This window comes from Halalkalicoccus subterraneus, assembly GCF_003697815.1.
Taxonomy (GTDB): domain Archaea; phylum Halobacteriota; class Halobacteria; order Halobacteriales; family Halalkalicoccaceae; genus Halalkalicoccus; species Halalkalicoccus subterraneus.
This window is the reverse complement of sequence record NZ_RDQG01000066.1, coordinates 1-17,787: the sequence shown is the minus strand read 5'-3', so window position 1 is coordinate 17,787 and position 17,787 is coordinate 1. Positions and strand designations below refer to the sequence as shown.

19 protein-coding genes and 2 pseudogenes are annotated in these 17,787 nt (G+C 64.6%); 13 read left to right on the top strand and 8 right to left on the bottom strand.

The window, feature by feature from the left end; translation table 11 throughout:
* Positions 1-156 precede the first annotated feature (156 nt).
* The 4 genes from EAO80_RS14805 (at position 157) to EAO80_RS14790 (ending at position 3,175) form a co-directional block, all read left to right on the top strand.
* The gene (locus EAO80_RS14805) at positions 157-966 is read left to right on the top strand and encodes an aldo/keto reductase (protein WP_122090644.1); all 810 of its coding nucleotides are present in this window, start codon (positions 157-159) and stop codon (positions 964-966) included.
* Positions 967-1,023: 57 nt separating this feature from the next.
* Positions 1,024-1,638, top strand: a complete 615-nt coding sequence (locus tag EAO80_RS14800; RefSeq protein WP_122090643.1) for a class I SAM-dependent methyltransferase — start codon at positions 1,024-1,026, stop codon at positions 1,636-1,638.
* A gap of 51 nt (positions 1,639-1,689) precedes the next feature.
* Entirely contained in the window at positions 1,690-2,445 is a 756-nt protein-coding gene (locus EAO80_RS14795) for a TrmB family transcriptional regulator (protein ID WP_162994027.1), read from the top strand.
* A gap of 157 nt (positions 2,446-2,602) precedes the next feature.
* A complete protein-coding gene (locus EAO80_RS14790; RefSeq protein ID WP_122090641.1) occupies positions 2,603-3,175 on the top strand; it encodes a 50S ribosomal protein L15e in 573 nt (190 codons plus the stop codon).
* Positions 3,176-3,206: 31 nt separating this feature from the next.
* Here the strand turns inward: EAO80_RS14790 and EAO80_RS14785 are convergent, their stop codons facing one another.
* Positions 3,207-3,587 carry a rhodanese-like domain-containing protein gene (locus EAO80_RS14785; RefSeq protein WP_211330723.1) on the bottom strand — a complete coding sequence of 127 codons (381 nt, stop codon included), beginning with the start codon at positions 3,585-3,587 and terminating at the stop codon, positions 3,207-3,209.
* Positions 3,588-3,659: 72 nt separating this feature from the next.
* Positions 3,660-3,918 (bottom strand): annotated as a pseudogene (locus EAO80_RS20970) (YeeE/YedE thiosulfate transporter family protein); the annotation flags it as partial.
* A 111-nt stretch (positions 3,919-4,029) separates the two neighbouring features.
* Between EAO80_RS20970 and ubaA the strand changes: the two are divergent.
* On the top strand, positions 4,030-4,863 hold the full coding sequence (gene ubaA, locus EAO80_RS14775) for an SAMP-activating enzyme E1 (protein WP_122090640.1): 834 nt from the start codon (positions 4,030-4,032) through the stop codon (positions 4,861-4,863).
* On the opposite strand, the gene EAO80_RS14770 is transcribed toward ubaA, so the two are convergent.
* Complete coding sequence (locus EAO80_RS14770) at positions 4,864-5,652, bottom strand: DUF4350 domain-containing protein (protein ID WP_122090639.1); 789 nt, start codon at positions 5,650-5,652, stop codon at positions 4,864-4,866.
* A gap of 112 nt (positions 5,653-5,764) precedes the next feature.
* On the opposite strand from EAO80_RS14770, the gene EAO80_RS14765 reads away from it, so the two are divergent.
* Positions 5,765-6,574: a lipoate--protein ligase family protein gene (locus EAO80_RS14765; protein ID WP_122090638.1), complete on the top strand. Its 810-nt coding sequence runs from the start codon at positions 5,765-5,767 to the stop codon at positions 6,572-6,574.
* 25 nt (positions 6,575-6,599) lie between these two features.
* Complete coding sequence (locus EAO80_RS14760; protein WP_122090637.1) at positions 6,600-7,013, top strand: DUF371 domain-containing protein; 414 nt, start codon at positions 6,600-6,602, stop codon at positions 7,011-7,013.
* A gap of 5 nt (positions 7,014-7,018) precedes the next feature.
* Here EAO80_RS14760 and EAO80_RS14755 read toward each other — a convergent pair whose 3' ends face one another.
* Positions 7,019-7,450: a DUF7332 family protein gene (locus EAO80_RS14755; RefSeq protein ID WP_122090636.1), complete on the bottom strand. Its 432-nt coding sequence runs from the start codon at positions 7,448-7,450 to the stop codon at positions 7,019-7,021.
* Between the two features lie 115 nt (positions 7,451-7,565).
* Here EAO80_RS14755 and EAO80_RS14750 point away from each other — a divergent pair, with 115 nt between their 5' ends.
* Positions 7,566-8,360, top strand: coding sequence for an endonuclease III domain-containing protein (locus EAO80_RS14750; protein WP_122090635.1), 795 nt, complete (start codon positions 7,566-7,568; stop codon positions 8,358-8,360).
* On the opposite strand, the gene EAO80_RS14745 is transcribed toward EAO80_RS14750, so the two are convergent.
* The 3 genes from EAO80_RS14745 to EAO80_RS14735 form a co-directional block, all read right to left on the bottom strand.
* Complete coding sequence (locus EAO80_RS14745; protein WP_122090634.1) at positions 8,357-9,103, bottom strand: alpha/beta hydrolase; 747 nt, start codon at positions 9,101-9,103, stop codon at positions 8,357-8,359. The two genes, EAO80_RS14750 and EAO80_RS14745, sit on opposite strands and share 4 nt — an antisense overlap.
* A 47-nt stretch (positions 9,104-9,150) precedes the next feature.
* A complete protein-coding gene (locus EAO80_RS14740) occupies positions 9,151-9,552 on the bottom strand; it encodes a disulfide bond formation protein B (RefSeq protein ID WP_122090633.1) in 402 nt (133 codons plus the stop codon).
* A 248-nt stretch (positions 9,553-9,800) separates the two neighbouring features.
* Positions 9,801-11,720 carry a beta-CASP ribonuclease aCPSF1 gene (locus tag EAO80_RS14735; protein WP_122090675.1) on the bottom strand — a complete coding sequence of 640 codons (1,920 nt, stop codon included), beginning with the start codon at positions 11,718-11,720 and terminating at the stop codon, positions 9,801-9,803.
* A gap of 230 nt (positions 11,721-11,950) precedes the next feature.
* Between EAO80_RS14735 and EAO80_RS14730 the strand changes: the two genes are divergently transcribed.
* Complete coding sequence (locus EAO80_RS14730) at positions 11,951-12,442, top strand: hypothetical protein (protein ID WP_122090632.1); 492 nt, start codon at positions 11,951-11,953, stop codon at positions 12,440-12,442.
* A 53-nt stretch (positions 12,443-12,495) separates the two neighbouring features.
* On the top strand, positions 12,496-12,696 hold the full coding sequence (locus tag EAO80_RS14725) for a hypothetical protein (RefSeq protein ID WP_122090631.1): 201 nt from the start codon (positions 12,496-12,498) through the stop codon (positions 12,694-12,696).
* 48 nt (positions 12,697-12,744) lie between these two features.
* Here EAO80_RS14725 and EAO80_RS14720 read toward each other — a convergent pair whose 3' ends face one another.
* A complete protein-coding gene (locus tag EAO80_RS14720) occupies positions 12,745-14,568 on the bottom strand; it encodes an asparagine synthetase B family protein (protein ID WP_122090630.1) in 1,824 nt (607 codons plus the stop codon).
* Positions 14,569-14,717: 149 nt separating this feature from the next.
* On the opposite strand from EAO80_RS14720, the gene proS reads away from it, so the two are divergent.
* From proS to EAO80_RS14705, 3 genes and pseudogenes are all read left to right on the top strand, one after another.
* Positions 14,718-16,166: a proline--tRNA ligase gene (proS, locus tag EAO80_RS14715; protein WP_122090629.1), complete on the top strand. Its 1,449-nt coding sequence runs from the start codon at positions 14,718-14,720 to the stop codon at positions 16,164-16,166.
* Positions 16,167-16,293: 127 nt separating this feature from the next.
* On the top strand, positions 16,294-16,542 hold the full coding sequence (locus EAO80_RS14710; protein ID WP_162994026.1) for a hypothetical protein: 249 nt from the start codon (positions 16,294-16,296) through the stop codon (positions 16,540-16,542).
* 471 nt (positions 16,543-17,013) lie between these two features.
* Positions 17,014-17,787, top strand: a pseudogene (locus tag EAO80_RS14705) (glutamate synthase subunit alpha); the annotation flags it as partial.

Here is a 17,787-nt window from a genome sequence, read left to right as displayed (position 1 = left end):
AATTTTATGTTCGTCCTATGATTCGAACATCACTTTCCATAGGCCTGGTTTTCGTTGATATTAATCATTATCTGTTTGTAGATCCGGCAAGTTCCGAACCTCTGGAGATGATTCGATGGCGGTAGCTTGATTATACCGTCTCCGAACCGTTGGGACATGACCGGGGAGCTACCACGGATCGGTCTGGGGACCTATTCGGACACGAACCGCGAGCAGTGGATCGATTGCGTCGAGGCGGCTCTAAACGCGGGCTATCGCCACGTCGATACCGCCCAAGTCTACGAGAACGAGGAGTACGTCGGACGGGGGATCGAGCGGGCCGACATCGATCGCGAGGACGTGTTTCTCGCGACCAAAACCGTTCACATCGACGTTCCCGGTCCTGAACGGTCGGACATCGTCGGCTCCGTCAAGGAGAGCCTCGAAAAGCTTCGGACCGACTACGTCGACCTGCTATACGTCCACTGGCCGGCGGGTTGTTACGACCCCGAGACGACCCTCGGCACGTTGGACGAGCTTCGCGAGAAAGGACAGATACGCAACGTCGGCGTCTCGAACTTCGAGCCCGAGCAGCTCGACGAGGCCCGCGAGATACTCGATGCGCCGCTGTTCGCGAATCAAGTGGAGTGTCATCCGTACCTCCAGCAGGAGGAACTACGCGAATACGCCGCCGAACACGACCACTGGCTGGTCGCGTACTGCCCGATCGCACGCGGCGAGGTCTTCGATGATCCCGTTCTCGGGTCGATCTCCGAGGTCCGTGAGGCGACGGAGGCACAGATCGCGCTGGCGTGGCTGCTCTCGAAGGAGAACGTCGCCGTCGTCCCGCGCTCGACGAGCGAGGACCACATCCGAGAGAACCTCGCGGCCCGGGAACTCGAACTGACCGAGGAGGAGATCGCCCGGATCGACGGCATCGACCGGGAACACCGGATCATCGACCGCGACTACGCGCCGTGGAACTGACGCGAGACGTGAATCACCCGTCATCGAAGTAAAGACCCTGCCGGACCGAATCGAGATATGGATGACGCTCACCCGGTGTTTGCAGCGTTGTATGACCCCCTGACGAGGGTTGTAGAGAGTCGATTCCGCCCGCATCGAGAGTGGCTCGCGGCCGACCTCTCCGGGCGCGTGCTCGATCTCGGCTGTGGGACCGGCGCGACCGTTCCGTACCTCTGTAATCGCGGGCTGGAACTGGACGCGGTCGATCCCGATCCACACATGCGATCGCGGGCAGCGAATCGGGCCGCCGAGCTCGACTGTGCGATCTCGATCGAGGACGGGACCGCCGAGTCGTTGCCGTACCCCGACGGGACCTTCGACGCGGTCGTCGTCTCGCTGGTGCTCTGTAGCGTCGACAGCGTCGAGGCGAGCGTCGAGGAGATCGTTCGCGTGCTGAAACCCGGTGCGGAGTGTCGCTTTCTCGAGCACGTCCGCGCGGAGGGCTGGCAGGCGACGTTCCAAGAACGGCTGACACCCTGTTGGCGACACGCCGCAGGCGGGTGTCGATTCGACCGGGACACCCCCAAGTGGTTCGTTTCGAACCCCGACCTCGAAGTCGAAGCCCTCCAACGCGTCTCCGTCGGGATCCCGCCGGTAGCGCCGATCATCCGGGGGCGAGCCGTGCGTTCGTAATCGGAATGCCCTTCTATAGGCATCGTGTGCCTACACGAAACGGGCGATGTTATGACGACCGATGAAACGGCAGCCGTCGACGCGTTAGAACGCCTCGGACTCTCGAACTACGAGGCGAAAGTATTCATTGCCTTGCAGAGACTGGGGACCGGAACGGCGCGCGACGTCTACCGTGTCTCGGAGATCCCACGCTCGCAGGTCTACGGGGCCGCGGAGAACCTCGCCGAGCGCGGGCTGATCGAGGTCCAGCACTCGACGCCGATGCAGTACCGGCCGGTGAGCCTCGACGAGGCCGAAGAGCTCCTCGCCGAGCGCTTCGCAAGCGAGCGCGATCAGGCGTTCGACTATCTCGAATCGGTCCGCGAACGCTCGGAGCCGGGTGGCGAGGAACGGGAGGACATCTGGTCGGTCGACGGCGAGGAACACGTCACCGACCGGATCGAGCATCTCGTCAGGACGGCCGAGAGCCGCGTCGTCTTCGGGGCCGACTCGACGGATCTAGTTACGGAGTCCCTTAGAGACGCGCTTTCGGACGCCGAAGAGCGCGGGGTCGAGGTCGCGATCGTCAGCGAGGATTCAACGGTCCGGGCGCTGTTCGAGGACGGAGCGATGGCGGTGTACGCCTCCCCCGAAAACCTCCGCAACGAGCGCGCTGCGAGACTGGTCGTCGTCGACGACCGGGCGGTTCTGTTGAGCGTACTCGGGGACGGCGACGACCGCGAGGCGGCCTTCTGGAGCGAATCGAGCGGTTTTGCGACCGTTCTCGTGGAGATCCTCACCGGCTGGATCGAATCGACTGTCAAGTAATCCGAAGGGCTTAACCGTTATTCGGGGGTAGAACCGTGTACGCTGGGAAACGGGCACCAGCAGGCACCTGCAACCGTCGGGTCGCAGGCAGGGATGTGGTCTACGGGGCTCGACACGCCGCGCGGACTGAACCACCCAACGCCCGTGGTGATACCCAATGGCACGAAGCTTCTACTCACACATCCGAGACGCATGGAAGAACCCCAAGGAGGGGGCACTGGGCGAACTCCAGTGGCAGCGAAAACAGGAGTGGCGCGAACAGGGCGCAATCGAGCGCATCGAGCGACCCACACGCCTCGACCGCGCGCGGGATCTGGGCTATAAGGCCAAACAGGGCGTCGTCCTCGCACGCGTCAGCATTCGCAAGGGCACAGCCCGCAAGCAGCGCCACAAGGCCGGGCGACGCTCGAAGCGCCAGGGCGTCACCCGCGTGACGCGCAACAAGAACCTTCAACGGGTGGCCGAGGAACGGGCGACCCGGACGTACCGCAACCTGCGGGTGCTCAACTCCTACTCGGTGGGCCAGGACGGCTCCCAGAAGTGGTTCGAAGTGATCCTCGTCGACCCCGAGCACCCCGTGATCGAGAACGACGACGACCTGAGCTGGATCTGCGGGTCGAGCCAGGAGAACCGCGCGCTGCGCGGTCTGACAAGCACCGGCAAGCAGAACCGCGGCCTCGGCACGAAGGGCAAGGGTACCGAACACACCCGTCCGAGTCGCGACCGCTAGGACGTCGAACGGTTTTTCGCCGCGCTGCGAGCTACGAGTCGTCGGACGCGAGGTCGTACGTCCAGTCCTCGTAGCCACCGGCCATCGATTTGACCTCGGCGTCGCTGTAGGCCTCGATCAGCCGAGCGGCCTGGACCGAGGATTTGCCGAGATAACAGGCGGTAACGACCGTCTCAGACCAGTCACGCTCCTCGACCAGGTCTTCGAGTTCGTCGAGCGGGACGTTCTCCGCACCGGGAATGTGACCCTCGGCGTAGGCGTCGCGATCGCGGACGTCGATCACGTCGACCGATTCATCGGCGCGTTCGGCCTCGACGTCCCCGGGATCGATCTTCCCGATCATCGTCGCTTGAGGGAGATCCGGTACGTCCTCCGGCATGTCCGTGAAGTCGTCGAGCGATGGTCCACTCATGGTGTCGTATAGTGTCGGTCGCGTCTGATGCGTTTATCGAACGATACGTCTCGTCTCGGAGGTGCAGTCAGATCACACACCCACGTCACGGTAGATCCAGTGGGTCGTCGCGTAGATGCCGGCGACGATGTCGATACTGGCGATAACGGAATGGATCACGGGTTCGGCGAGCCCCGAGTAGATGTTTCCGATGTTGCAACCGGGGCGAGCCGCGAGCCCGCGACCATCATGAAGCCGCTATACCGACGGCGTTCGGCACGCGCTTTCGCTTGGGGACGCGGATCGAGAAGGCGACGCACCAGACCGCCGCGAGAAAGGCACCGACGATCACCGCCGTGAAGGCCTGCGTGAACCAACACAGATGGCCTACAGGGACCCCGACAGGGGCTACCCGATTCGAGATCGGCTACGGCTTTATCACCCTCGCCGCCCTAGGAACGGTATGGCGGACCTCTCGCTCGATCCCACCCAACTCGACCGCTACTCCAGACACATCATCATGGACGAAATCGGACCGGAGGGTCAGGCGAAACTGCTCGACTCGCGCGTGCTCGTCATCGGCGCGGGCGGGCTGGGTTCGCCGATCATCCAGTACCTGGCCGCGGCGGGGATCGGTACCCTCGGGATCGCCGACGACGATAGCGTCGAGCGCTCGAACCTCCAGCGCCAGATCGTCCACGGGGACGCCGACGTCGGCGAGCCGAAGGTCGAATCGGCCCGAAGATACGTCGAGCGGCTCAACCCCGACGTCACCGTCGAAACCCACGAGATGCGGGTGGAACCCGAGAACGTCGAGGACCTCATTTCCGAGTACGACGTGGTCGTCGACGGGTCGGACAACTTTCGAACCAGGTATCTCGTCAACGACGCCTGTACCCTCTCGAACACGCCGTTTTCCCACGGCGCGATCTACAAGTTCGAAGGACAGGCGATCACGTTCCCCGCCGGAGAGGGCAAGGATCGGGGACCCTGTTATCGGTGTCTGTTCCCCGAGGCTCCGCCCGAGGACGAGGTGGCCGACTGTGCGAGTACGGGCGTGCTCGGCGTGCTCCCGGGCACCCTCGGCTGCATCCAGGCGACCGAGGCGATGAAGCTCGTCCTCGATTTCGGCGAGCCCCTGGAAGGCCGGCTGCTCGCATACGACGCCGCCGACATGAGCTTCGAGGAGGTCCCCGTAAGGCGGAACTCCGACTGTCCCGTCTGTGGCGACGATCCCATCGACTCCATCGAGAGCGTCGAGTACGCCACGGAGGGCTGTCGTGTGAGCGCGGACTGATCAGGCCCCGAACACGGCGGAGTCGTACACCGTCGTCAACACCGCGAATGGCGCACCGGCGTTCGATTCGTCGTCGTTGACCTCGTCGGCGTTGAACCGAAAGGAGAGATCGAGGCGTTCGGCGATCGCGTTCAGGTTGTCGGTCTCGTCGAGCCCACGGAAGTTCGCCTGATCGTGCAGGAAGAGCGCGCCGCCGCCCTCGACGAACGCCGCGAGCGCGTCGAGTTCCCCGGAGTCAAACGCCCGTGGCGGCGTCGTGATCACGAGCCCGTCCGCGTTCGCGAGGGTCAGTCGATCGACGGCGGTCGTCGGTTCGACCACGTACCCCGCTTTCTCGGCACGTTCGCGGAACGATCCGAAGGCGTCGAGCGACCAGTACTGGTCGTGGGAGCCGTCCCAGTAGATCCGTTTGCCCACGACCAGCGTGTCCCACAGCGAGAGCAGCGCTCGCCCGTTCGACTCGGCGTAGGTCGCGTCCCCGCCCTGTTTTGCCGGGTCGGCGACCAGCATCGAACCGATCCCGGCTACACGTCCGTCCAGGGAAACCAACGGGATCCGATCGCCGTACTCGGTCGGGTCAGTCCGGCTGGCGGCGAAGTTGTACGCGGTCGGTTCGGCCCACGCGGCGACGACGCCGTCATCCGCGAGCCGCCCCCCGTCGGGGGCGAGCTGGCTGGCCGGCGAGTAGAGCCTGAGCGGTGGACGATCGGAGGAGGGGGCGGCACTGACAGCACCGGTCGCGAGCCCGAAGCCCGCACCGGCGGTGGCGAGGAACGTTCGTCTGTCCATACCCCGCCATTCTCCGACCCCGGTAAATGCTTTCAGGTATTTCTAGTATGGAAATTATATCGGAAACGGGGTCGTTCGGAACCGCTTTGGGGCGGTCGGCGGTAGTCAACGTATGGAGCGAACGGAGCGGGAGTGGCGGCTCGTCCGCGAGGAGTCCCAGGAGGGGACGATCAACATGGCGCTCGACGAGGTCGCGGCCGCCACGGCCGCCGCAGGCGGCCCGAGAACCCTGCGGGTGTATCGCTGGGAACCGAGTACGCTCTCGCTTGGCTACCATCAGGATCCCGCGACCGTGGACTGGACCTTCTGCGACCGGGAGGGAATCACCGTCACGCGGCGGCCGACCGGCGGCGGGGGGATCTACCACGACTCGTGGGGGGACATCTCCTACTCGATCGTCGCGCCCGCGGCGGAGTTGCCCGGGAACCTAATGGAGACGTACGAACTGCTCTGCGAGCCGATCCTCGACGCCTTCGAGCGACTGGGCGTCGAGGCGGGGTTCGCCGAGGAATCTCAGCCGGAGATCCACCAGCCGGCCTGCTACCTGCGGGAACTGCATCCGGCCCACGACGTGGTCGCGGGCGGGAAGAAGCTGAGCGGGAACGCCCAGTACAGGCGGAAGGACGCGATCATTCAGCACGGTTCGATCTCCTTCGAGTCGCTGCCCGAGCGCCATCTCTCGGCCTTCGCGAACCCCGAAACGACCCCCGAGGAGTTCGAAGCGCGTGTGACGAGCCTTCGACAGCAGGGGGTCGACGGTCGCGAGCGGGCCGTCGAGGCGCTCGAGGAGTCCCTGAGAGCGTGGGCCGGCGCCGAGGAGGGGACGTGGAGCGACGCCGAACTGGCGGCCGCCCGCGAGCGTGCCGACGGGAAGTTCGCGAGCGAGGCCTGGAACCGGGACGGCGACGATCCGCTCGACTGAAAGCCCCCGAGCGGGGAATGGAGGTATGGAAGAAGTCGTCCGCGCGAGGGGTCACGAGAACGTCAGTGCCGAGCACGCGAGTACCTTCGAGGTCACGACCGACGACTGGCTGACGCCCGCCGGCGACTGCATCCTCGCGGTCGAAGCCGACCGCGCGCCCACGGAGTTCGACTCCGAGTTCGTCGAGGCCTGCCGGGACGAGGACGCGAAAATCACCGTCACCTTCGAGGCTGACGGTCACGTCGAGGAGGTCGTCGGACGGGGCCATCCCGACCTCACCTTCGAGAACGAGCGAAGCATGGTCGGGCGCACCAGCGAGTACGTCGACGGGCGGACGTTCGTGGTCGGTGCGGGGACGGCGGCGGCGGGGTTCGACCGGGAGTTCGTCGCGGCGCTGGCCGACGGCGCCGACCTGACGGTGCGGGTTCGAGTCGAGTAGGGCGATCAACAGCCGGCCGTCCCGATGGGACCCGACACGGGCGCGTCATCGCTTTCGTACCGAACGTCCTCACCGAGCATTGGGAGCTGTAGCGCGTACTCGAAGACGACCGAGAACGACTCGAAGGGGTTGGAGAGGAACCCGCCCGCGCTCTCGACTCCGTCGAAGAGCACGCCGGTTCGCAGCGAAACGATATCCGTATCGGTCGTTGAGCCGAGGAGTTCGACGCCCAACCCACCAGGATCACCGAGGTTCGTAAGCAAGGAGAGGTGAAGCGTCAGATCGACCCGCGTCTCGTTGCCGACAGAGAACTCGTAGCCGGAATCGGGAAAGCACCGATCGGCCGGTTCGCTCACCATTGATGCGCCCGCGACCCCAATGAGCGATGCGGAAACGACGATGGCGGTAACCACCCACACGAGGGGTGGGACGTTCATGCGGGAGGTCGGTCGCCAATATTTATTACTATTTTGCCACTAGTTCGGGGTTAGTACCCCGATAACGCGGGAGTGCAAACGGCGGTTTTTGTACGATCAAGCCTCAAAGAGCGGTATGGCAGACGAACCGGCCGAGAACATCAGCGGCGGCCCCGGCGGCGGGAGTGAGGCGACGTTCGATCCGAGCGAAGCCGACAGCCGCACCGAGGCGGTGATCGATAGATTGGGGGAGCGTTACTGGCAGAAAACGTATGGAGGACAGGACGCCTTCGAGTGTCTCGTCCGTACTATCTTGAGCCAGAACACCTCGGACAAGGCGAGCCAGCCGGCCCACGAGTCGTTGATGGAACGGTATTCCGATGGAGATCTAGTCGAGGCCCTTGCCGAAGCTCATCAGGACGAACTCGTCGAGACGATCAGTTCGGCGGGGCTCTACAACCGGAAGTCGGAAGTGATAATCGCGGCGGCCGAGGAGATCCGCGAGGAGTTCGGCTCCGAGGCCGAGTTCGACGCGTTCGTCCGTGACGGTGAACCGGAGGTAGTTCGCGATCGGTTGCTCGAAATACACGGTGTCGGACCCAAAACCGCCGACTGCGTGCTGCTCTTTTCGGGCGGTCGGGGCGGCGTCTTCCCCGTCGATACCCACGTCCATCGGATCTACCGGCGCATGGGGATCGCCCCGCCCGACGCGGACCACGAGGAGGTCCGTGAAATCCTCGAAGCGCAGGTGCCCGCCGAGAAGTGCGGGTTCGGCCACACCGTGAGCATCCAGTTCGGCCGGGAGTACTGCTCGGCGCGCAAACCCGCCTGCCTCGACGGCCCCGAGGCCTGCCCGATGTACGACCTCTGTGACCGGGTCGGAGTCGACGAGGTGAGCGAGACGGCGGTCGACCCCGCCGAGGCCGACTAGCGCGGCTCCGTTACGGGCTCGAACCACTCGACTAGAACCGTTGAGAGCCGTTCGCGGGCCACTTCGTCGGGGATTTCGGAATCACTATCGCCTCGCTGGGGACCGTACGGTCCGAACTGGGCGTGGTTCATCCCCTCGATCGTGACGATCTCCGTACCGGGCGGGAGGTTCGCACGCGAGTCGCGTTCGCGCTCGGCGTCGATCACGCCGTCCGCGGTCCCAAGAACGCTCAGGCCCCGAGTCTCCGACTCGCTCAGATCGCTCGCGCAGTAGGAGCCGAAGAGGACGAGCCCCTCGACCCGCTCGCCGTCGGCGTACTCGCAGGCCATCGCGCCGCCCAGCGAGTGCCCGCCGACGTACCATCGCTCGATGTCGGGTTGAGAAGCCATCACCTCGTCGGCGGCGTCGATATCGAAGACCGCGAAGTTGAGCGGCATCTCCGGGACGATCACGACAGCGTTTCGTTCGGCGACGAGCGGCGCGAGGTGCGGGAGGTAGCTCTCGGGGGCGACCCGAGCGCCGGGGTAGAAGACTAATCCAACGGTATCGTCGGTGAGAGGACCATCGGAGAGGAGATAGCCCGTCTCGGTTTCGGTGACTGAGACGCCGGGTGCGAGGTCTGCGGGATCCTCGTCGGGCCCGTAGGGCGTCTCGGCGTAGACGAGGCCGACGAGCGCCGCGGCGACCAGCACCATCGCAAGGGTGACGGCCGTGGCGCGAGCGAGCCCGCGGGTCGAAGCCATACGCGGGACGCGCGCCGCGGGGAGATAAAGGGGACCGTCCGACGGGGTCAGGCCGACCGGCTCGCGGCGAACGTCGCCACTCCGACGAGGAGAAAGGCGAGAAGCGCCATGTTGGGGATCGAGAGCCCGAGCAGTTCGTACTGGATCGACGTACAGCCCCCGCCGACCGTGCAGGCCCCGCTTCCGACCCGCTGGATGGTCGAGTGGTAGGCCGCGACCGTCCCACCGGGAATCGCGAGCGCGAGCGCGGTGGCGGAGACGGTGGGTCGGTCCTCGAACGCCGCGATCCCCAGAACCGGCACTAGCGGGTACATGAAGATTCGCTGGTACCAGCAGAGGTCGCACGGCGTCAGGCCGAGCACCTCGCTGAAGTAGAGGCTCCCCGCCGTGGCGACCGCCGCGAGGAGAGTTCCGAGGGCGAGCCACTTCCGCGAGCCAAGCCGGCGCATTGGTCCCGTTTCGCGCCCTAGCGTGAGAACGGTTACTGTTCGGCGGCTATACGGTTCGTTGCGGTTCGATTGCTGTGTGGACGCGGTGGCCGGTGCGAACGCGGGCGGCATGTCTCGCCGCCCGCGTGAGCGGAGCGGGGAAAGGCTGGCGTCGCCGAGAGCGGTGCGCGATCGCGCACCGCGACTAGGCCGAACCTGGCCGGAAATGAAAAGGGCGAGGCTGACCCGCCAGGGTCAGCCGAGGGCTTTCACTTGAAGCGGAACGTTTCCAAGTTCTTCGGGGAGAACGTCCGCATGTTGTAGTTGTGGTACAGCGCCGAGGAGAGGTCCTGGACCGAGCGCTCATCGCCGTGGACACAGAGCACCTTCTCCGGGCGGGGGTTCATCGTCTTGACGAAGTTCTCGAGGCCCTGGCGGTCGGCGTGACCCGAGAAGCCATCGACGGTCTCGACTTCGAGGTTCAGCTTGAGCCGGTCGGCGGGGCCGCGGCTGTTGCCCATCGCGATCTCGTCGCGGCCGCTCTGGATCCGCCGGCCCATCGTGCCCTGGGCCTGGTAGCCCACGAACACCATCGTGTTGTCCGGGTCCGGTCCGAGGTGTTCGAGCCAGGACATGATCGGCCCGCCGGTGACCATCCCGGAGGTCGAAAGGATGATACAGGGCTCGCCGTCGGCGACCTCCTGGCGCTCGTCCTCGCCGCGGTCGATGTGGTTGAAGTAGTCCGCGAGGAAGGGGTTCTGGTCGTCGTGGAAGATCCGGTCCCGGACGTCGTCGTTCAGGTACTCGGGGTAGGTGGTGTGGATCGCCGTCGCCTCCCAGATCATCCCGTCGAGGTGGATCGGCATCTCGGGGATCTTGTCCTTTCGCATCGCCTCCTCAAGGACGAGCATGATCTCCTGGGAGCGCCCGACGGCGAAGGCGGGGATGACGATCTTTCCGCCCCGGTCGTAGGCCTCGTTGATCGTCTCGACGAGGTTCTTCTCCGAGTCGCTCTGGTCGGTCTGGTAGTCGTTACGTCCCCCGTAGGTCGATTCGAGCACGAGCGTCTCGACGCGCGGGAAGTCGTTGACCGCACCGTTGAGCAGGCGCGTCTCGTCGTAGTGGATGTCGCCCGAGAACGCGACGTTGTACATCCCGTTACCGATGTGGAAGTGACAGACGGAACTCCCGAGGATGTGGCCCGCGTTGTGCATCGTGAGCTTGACGTCGGGCGCGATGTCGGTGACGTCGCCGTACTCGATCGGGATGGTGTGTTTGATCGTCTCTCGAACCATCTCCGAGGCATACGGCGGCGTGCGGCCCTCCTTTGCGGCGACGTCCAGATAGTCCAGTTGGAGCAGCCCCATCAGGTCCCGTGTCGGTTCAGTGGTATAGATCGGACCGTCGTAGCCGTACTTGAAGAGGAGGGGGAGCAGCGCCGAGTGGTCGAGGTGGGCGTGGGTCAGCACGACCGCGTCGATGGAGTTCGCTCCCGATCCGAGCGCTTCGGGCACCTGCAGATAGGGGACCTCGCCCTCCGCGCCGGGTTTGTCACCACAGTCGATCAGGATCCGGGTGTCGGCCGTCGAGAGGATGAAGGAGGCCCGTCCGACCTCGCGACAGCACCCGAGGGTCGTGATCCGGACCCACTGCTCGTCGGAGAGTTGCTCGCGGTGGATCTGGCGGCCGACCCGCTCTAAGATGTCGCGCCGATCGTCGCGCTCCTGTTTGAGGAAGTTCCGGACGTTCGAAACCGTCGGGGACTCGATGGGTGGCGTGCGGACGACCTCGGGCGTCCAGCCCACCTCCTTGGTGATCTCCCGGAGCGTCGAGCCGTGGCGGCCGATCACCATGCCCGGTTTCTGGGCCTCGATGACGACCTCGCCGGTGTCGGCGTGGAAGTCGAGGTCCGTGACACCGGCGTCGTCGGGGATGACCGATCGGATGCGCTCGCGGGCCTTCTCGGGCGGCGCGAGCACGTCCGGATCCGGGCGGACGGTGATGCGTTTGCGAAGCTTGCTCGCGAGTTGGCGAACCAGATCGCCCTGCTGGGCGAACTTCTTTGGCTCGCGCGTGTAGACGACGAGCTCCGGCCCCTCGTAGGTGACGTCGGAGACGGAGATGTCGGCCGGGATTTCGTTTCTGATCGTTTCGAGTGCGTCGTCGAGTTTCTGATCTACCGTGCTCATAGGTGAGACTGGAGTCGCGGGCGCGCCGCCACGCCGGAGGAGCGTCGTCGAGCGATCGGGTCGCTCGTGACGGTCGATCCGTTCGAACGTGACATTGGAGACATCGTCAGTGGACGCGATACAGCTACCAGTGGCGATACCGGTCTGGGCCCCGGACACTGCCGAGGAAAACCCGCTTGCTCGACGGTATGACGTTGGTATTATAAAATCCCTTCGGCCTAACGCACGCCATGCAGCTCACACCGGCGGGAGTCGAGGCGCAGTTCGACTGGATCCATGACCGTCACTCGACCGTCGTTCCGCTCGTGAACTCGGTTCGCGCCGACCTCGGCGAGGCCTTCGCCACCGAGGTCGACCCGATCTCGGCCGAAGGGTATCACGAAGCCATCGACGCGGTCGGCGCGAACGGTGACCGCGCGGTCAACGTCGCCGCGCTCGTGGCGATCCTCCGCGAGCTCGACGTCGAGGGCGACTATCCGGGGTTCGTCGTTGACGAGCTGTTGGGCCGGGAGCTGGCCGCGATGATCGCCGGCGACCAGCCCCGCCGGCTGCTGGCCGAGGCGACGTTCCACTACGCGGACATCCACCATCACGCCGGCGAGGGGGCCGGCACCGACGACCTGGAGGCGGCGCTCGCCGCCGGCGTCCAGACGCGGTTGCCGGGCTGGAACTGGACCGAGGCCGAAAGCCCGTTCGCCGTCGAGCCGAACCGGAAGCACTGAGGCGGGGACGGCACAACGAGGGGTTGAAACCCATCGGTAGCGTATCGCCGGCGATGCGGACGCTCTACGCGCTGACCCTTGCGGGTATCACCGGCGTGCTCGTGCTATCGGCGGCGATGGCGGCCTGGGGGTCCGCGCCGGCCGCCCTCGTGGCCCTCAACAACGTCTGGCTGCTCGCGACCGTCGCCCTCGTCGTCGCTGCGGCGATCGCGCTGTGCAACCGGTTTTTCGCGTACATCTCCGGTGGACACTGACCGGCACCGGAGCCGCTACATCGACGCGGCACCCGTGGGCCGCGACGGTCACGGCCCGGCGACCGCATCGAAGACCGGCATTTCGAGGACGGTAAGGAGGGTGTAGAGCGCGGCAGTGTGATCCTCGCCGGCCATGTGAGCGTCGTGACACCGGTAGGCGGCCTCCCGGTCGAGAAACGGGAGGTCGCGGAGGAGGTCGTCGTTTCGGGCGAGGACCTCGCGACCGAAGCCGCGCTCGCGGAGTACCGCCCTGCGGTCGCGCCACGGTCCCCGCGAGTAGTACGTCTGGGGGAGGCGCTCGTCGGCGACGTGCTTTCGCCAGAAGAGCGACCCGTACTTGGTGAGGTGGTCGATGGGAAACGGGCTCGTCGGGCGGACCCCGGTTTCGGAGTGGGGAACCGCCGAGAGCGCAGGCGAGAGCGCGCGGAGGGCGGCGGTGATGACGTCCCGGCGGATGTGGTAGCGCGCGGGCATCGAGCGGGCCAGATCGATGAACCGGTTGTCGAGAAACGGGGCCCACTGGGGGGCCATCTGGGAGAGTCCGAAGTAGTGATAATCGCTGTCGTTCGACAGCGGATAGTACGACTCGAAGAGCGCGAGGTCGGAGGGCGAGGAGTACTCGATCCCGTGGAACGTCACCGATCCGTCGGGGCGTTCCGAGAGCCGCGAGCGCAGGACCGAATCCAACTCCGGCGGCGTCTCGAGAAACGGCGGGAGCGATCCGCCGAGCGCGTCGAGGGCGTCCTCGACGGAGTCGATCCGGCGTTCGACCGGTACCGAGACCGATCCGACCGAGCCCAGATCGAGATCGAACGACGGGACGAGCCCGCCTTTGAAGAACGAATCGCCGTACAGCCCGGTGACGAGGACGTCACACTCCGCGCGGATTCGCCCGTCGAACCCGTTCAGATGCGCTTGGTCGAACCGACCGTTGAAGTTCATCCGCGAGGGGACCCGTTCGAGCATGCGCTCGATGTGGTCGTCGGGCCGTCTGAGTAGCCGAAAATCGGCGTCACCGAGGAAGGCGACGCGTTCCGCGGTGCGGGCCTCGCGGCTCATCCAGTCGGCCAGATGATAGGCAACGGGGATGTCGCCCGCCGCGAGGAGGAGCCGCGAGTCGCTTCCGCCCGAGAGGAGGATGCCGTAGCGCCGGTCGTCGGCCGCTCGCTCCTCGAACACCCGCTGGAGAAGCTCGACGAACCGGTCGACGAAGTACGAAAACGACCGGTCGATCGGATCGTATTCGAGGCGCCAGTAGCAGTCGATACCGAGCGAGCCGGAATCGAGATCGATCGTCGCGATCGCCCCCGGTGGAAGCGTCGAGATAGCCTCGAACGGGGTATCCACACCGGGAACGCGGTTGAAAGCGAAATACGAATACAGTCCCTCGGTGTCGAGGGCCGGGTCGACGGCCGGGTGAGCGAGAACGGCCTGGATGCTGGTCGAGAAGACGACCCCGTCGTCGAGCTCGGCGTAGTAGACCGGATGCGACCCCAATCGGTCGGTAGCGACGACGAGCCGGTTTCGGTCGCGCTGATGGATGAACACGCTCGCGGTAGCGTTCATCCCAGCGGCGAACTCGAGGCCGTGGGTGCGGTACAGGTCGGCGGCGTACTCCGATGCGCTGCAGCGGAACCCGTACCGGTTCTCGTAGGTATCCCCCTCGTAGCCGTGGACCTCGCCGACCGTCCAGACGGTATCGTGGCCGTCGGTTCGAACCGAATCGGGCGACCGATCGTGAGTCGCCGTGACGATCTGGAGCCGGTCGGCGGCGGTCGTTTCGATCGTTTCGCTCCCGTCCCACAGCAGCGGCTCGATCCGCGCCGCGACCTCCTTTTCGAGGTCCCCCGCTACGCCCCAAACGCCGACCATACGCGAGTGTAGGAACGACAACACGAATAGTTACCGACACGCTAAGACGAACCGGACGGTCAACGGCAAGGGAGAGATCGACGGAACGAGCCGACAACCGTCGGTCGCGAATACCGCGGGTTTAAGCGAATCGTCGGGCACCAACGAATATGAGCAACGACCAGGAGCTCGGCATCACCGAGTCGAAGGAGCACAGCCCCGGCGAGTGGTACGCCGAGGTCGTCCGGAAGGCGAAACTCGCCGACTACGCACCGATGGGCGGCTTCATCGTCACCCGGCCCCGCGGGTACGCGCTCTGGGAGGCGATCCAGTCCTACCTCGACGGTCGGTTCAAAGAGACGGGCGTACAGAACGCCTACTTTCCCCTCTTCATCCCCGAGAGCTACCTCGAGCGCGAAAAGGACGTCGTCGAGGGGTTCGACCCCGAGGTCGCGTGGGTCACGCAGGGCGGCCACGACGAACTGGAGGAACGACTCGCCGTGCGCCCGACCAGCGAGTCGATCATCGCACCCTTCCTGAGCCAGTGGATCCGCAGCCACCGCGACCTCCCCATGCGAGTCAATCAGTGGTGTTCCGTGGTTCGGTGGGAGGCCACCGAGACCAAACCGTTCTTCCGAACCAAGGAGTTCCTCTGGCAGGAGGGCCACACGGCCCATCGGGACCATGACGACGCCTGGGAGGAGACGATGACCAGACTGGAGCAGTACGAGGACGTCTACGAGGACGTGCTCGCGATCCCGGTGATGCGCGGTCGAAAGCCCGACCACGACAAGTTCCCTGGCGCCGAGACGACCACGACCGTCGAGGCACTGATGCCGGACGGCAAGAGCGTGCAGGGCGGGACGAGCCACCACCTCGGCCAGTCGTTCGCGGAGGCGTTCGACATCACCTTCGTCGACGAGGACGAGGAGGAGACGGTCGCACACACCACCTCGTGGGGCCTTTCATGGAGGGCGATCGGCGCGCTGATCATGACCCATTCGGACGACCAGGGGCTCGTCCTCCCGCCGACGGTCGCCCCCGAACAGGTCGTCGTCGTCCCGATCTGGCAGGAGGAGAACCGCGAACAAGTCTTAGAATACAGCGAAGGGATCGCCGACGAACTCGACGATGCGGGCTTCCGCGTCGAGTTGGACGACCGCGACGAGCGCAACCCGGGCTTCAAGTTCAACGAGTGGGAGCTGCTGGGCACGCCACTTCGCCTCGAAATCGGCCCCCACGAGGTCGAAGACGACGAAGTAACGGCGGTCCACCGCCCCGACGGGGTGAACACAGTCGAAGGGCGCGAGGGGATCGTCGAGGCAGTCGAGGAGCACCTCGACACCGTCTACGCGAAACTGTACGCTACCGCCGAGGAGAACTTGGAGGAGAACGTCCGCGAGGCGGAGAGCCGCGAGGAGATCCTCGGGACGATCGGCCGCTTTGGTGGGTACGTCCGCGCACCGTGGTGCGGCGAGGAGGACTGCGAGACCGCCATCAAAGAGGAGATCGCCGCCGAGATCGTGATGGTCCCGATGGAAGGCGAGGAGCCAGAGGGCGAGTGTGCGATCTGTGGGGAAAGCGCGGAGGAGACGGCCTACTTCGCGAAGTCGTACTGAATCGTAGCGCCCGAACGGTTCCGAAACATCGACTGATCGGCCGGAATCGGCTTACGACCCGTCCACGAGGTCACTCCAGAACGGTTTCAGTGAATTTTTATTACCTTTTGGGATATATATTGTTATGATGGATATACGTAACGTCCTTAACAAAGTCAGCTCGAACAGAGCGGGGCGGATCGGCGCCCTCATACTCTCGTTGCTGTTCGTCGCGCCTATATTGTTCGGCCTCTTCTACAACGTAGTGAACTTTATCATCGGAGTCCTCGGTATAGGAACACCGATACCGTTCTATGCGACGGGGATCGTTCTCGTCGCCTCAATCTTCTTCGCAGTCCGGGGCTCGTTCGAGATAGTCGATCGGTTTGTATACTGACTACAGTGCGCGTGAGGAGTATCATTTCCCAAATGATATCGTTCTTATTTCTTCGACCGCCGCAGAGGATTATAACATATGCACGAACTATCTACCGGCTGTTTCGGTAGCGAGGATATTGAATGGATAGGAGTTCGACAGAGTGGATTATGGAGGAGAGAGCAGACGAATGCGGTGGGAAACGAGTGAAGGTTCACGAATTAGAGTCGCGTCGAAAGGGGATCTATTAACAGACCTATACCATATGAGAAGGCGTGAAGTCCGGGGGGACAGAAACTCCAACGTTAAAGCAGACGGACGTCCGATAGATAGGAGAAAACCTCTCGAAACCGGTCGCCTCTCAGATCTTCATCAAACGGATGTTAATACATCCTGGTTGTTCATGAGTGACATAAGGATCATAATATGGCATTAACAGATCCTTAGTCCTTCAGGAACACGTTAATAAGGGTGAGAACCCCCTGTGACAGTATGACCAACCACGCTAGCGGGACGACTACCCAGCGGGGGCTCGCTGACCCGACCGACGAGCGATCGAACTGCGGGGTCGGCGTCGTGATGGATCTCGACGGGGGGGCCGACAACGGTGTCGTCGCGGAGGGGCTCGAACTGCTTTCGAACCTCGAACACCGGGGGACGACCGGTGCGGAGGAGAGCACCGGCGACGGGGCGGGAATACTGCTTCAGCGACCCGACGACTTCTTCGCCGAGGTTCTCGACTGCGAACTTCCCGAGACGTACGCCGTCGGCTCGTTTTTCCTCCCGCAGGGAGAGGAAGCACGCGCGGAGCTTCAGGAACTCGTCACGGAGACGCTTTCCGACCACGGCGTAGAGGTGTTCGCGTGGCGTGACGTACCGACGGACAACACCGAGATCGGCCAGACGGCACTCGATTCGGAACCGGACGTGTGGCAGTGTTTCGTACAACCGCAAGAACTCTCGGGGGACGAGTTCGACCGCGCGCTCTACGTCGGTCGCCGGGCACTCGAAAACCGGGTCAAGGAGGCGGAAAACGAGGAATGGAGCCGGTTTTACGTCTGCTCGCTGGACCGGAAAACGGTCGTCTACAAGGGGCTGTTGAAGGGCGAGCAGGTCCCCGATTACTACCCCGATCTGACCGACGAGCGAGTGACATCGACGTTCGTAATGGTCCACGAGCGCTTCTCGACGAACACGCTCGGCGCGTGGCATCTCGCCCACCCCTACCGGAACATCATCCACAACGGCGAGATCAACACGATCCAG